The following is a 1,516-nucleotide window of genomic DNA, read 5'->3' as shown; positions in this document are numbered from 1 at the left end:
TTTGCTTCCCGACTCCGCCCGCCCCCCCCCCGGGGTGGGGGCCCTCCTGCGCCCGCCCGGGCCGCTCTCCTCCCCCCACTACCGGATCAACGCAATGCTTCATGCAACACATCAAGCAACTGCTCGTTGTCATCACCGCGCTGCTCCCAATACATGATGCCGCCAAGGCCATGCTGCTTCACGTAGTTGGCCTTGATCAACAGCGATTGCGGATCGTCGTAACTGATCATGCGTCGCTCCTTGGCATTCCACAGCCACGGCACCTGCGCTTCGTCATCCCAATGCCGCTGCCAGTCCGGCGCGTTGAGACGGGTATGGACGATGTCACGCCAGGTGATGAAGCCGCCTTCCTTGGTGAACTTCTGGAAGCGCCCATTGTTGTCCGTGCCGACATCACCAAACGTACGGCCGTAGAACGGCACACCGACGTTGATCTTCTCGGCGGGAACGCCGGCATCGAGAAAGTACTTCACCGCATCCACGGTGGTACGGCCCTGCGGCGTAGCCAGCGATGAGCGCGCAAGCCCGGAGTGATGGCCGGTGGTCTTGGTCAGGCTGCCGTAGAAGTCGTAGGTCATCAGATTGATCCAATCCAATGAGTTGGCGATGCGTGGCAGCTCCAGGCCCTCGGCTGCGCGGCCTTCGGCAGCTGCGATGGTCAGCAGGTAGTGACGCTTGCCATTGCCTTCGAGGTCCAGGCGTGCACGCAGTTCTTCCAGCAGCACGGTGAAGTTCTGGCGATCATCCGGGCTGTGGCTGATGTCGGCATCACCGAGCGTGGGGTATTCCCAGTCGATGTCCAGGCCATCGAGTTTGAACTGGTGCATCAGCGCGACGCTGCTGTCGATGAAGCGCGCGCGTGCCTGTGCAGTGGCGGCGGCTTCAGAGAAGTTGCCGGCACCCCAGCCGCCAATCGACAACACGATCTGCAGCGATGGGTTATCGGCGCGCTTGGCGACCACGGCGTGCAGGCGTGCCGGATCGACTTGCTCGGGCAGGTAGACGGTGCCGTCGAGGCGAACCACGGCGAAGGCGAAGTTCACCACGTCGAGCTTCTGCGCCGACAATTGCAACGGCTCGGGGCTGTCCATCACATAGCCGATCAGGCGCGGTGGTTGTGCTTGTACGGCGAAGGACAGCAATGCGGCGATGAACAGCGCATGCAGGCGTGGACTGCGAAGGAATACAGGCATGAGAGGTCCCGTAGTGAGAGGACCCCGGACTGTAACCGTAGACGCGCAGTGCAGTGACAGGCAGTGACGTTGGAAACCATCTCGGCCACTGTAGAGCCGAGCCATGCTGGGCTGGAACCTTGCCGATAGCCCTGCCGAACGAAGGGCTTGTGGGAGCGGCGTCAGCCGCGAAGCTGATAGCCGGTCCGATTGCAGGCATGCCGGCAATTCAACTATTGCCGGCTTCGCGGCATACGCCCCGCCCACAAACCCATCGGTAGGCCGGGCTATAGGCAAAGTTACAACCCACCAAGGCTCCGCGCAAAACTTGCCGAGATGGGTTT

General features: G+C 62.1%; 1 protein-coding gene. It reads right to left on the bottom strand.

The features are described 5' to 3' along the window. Positions 1-86 precede the first annotated feature (86 nt). Positions 87-1,193, bottom strand: a complete 1,107-nt coding sequence (locus tag ACVOMF_RS20865) for a glycoside hydrolase family 18 protein (RefSeq protein WP_481510972.1) — start codon at positions 1,191-1,193, stop codon at positions 87-89. Positions 1,194-1,516 lie beyond the last annotated feature (323 nt).

The sequence above is a fragment of the Stenotrophomonas sp. STEN022 genome (assembly GCF_056760155.1).
Note: the sequence above shows the minus strand (reverse complement) of the source record. Positions and strands in the feature narration are given on the sequence as shown.

Coding starts and splice junctions, on each gene's coding strand:
- ACVOMF_RS20865 (WP_481510972.1), bottom strand. CDS start 1,193: ATGCCTGTATTCCTTCGCAGTCCACGCCTGCATGCGCTGTTCATCGCC.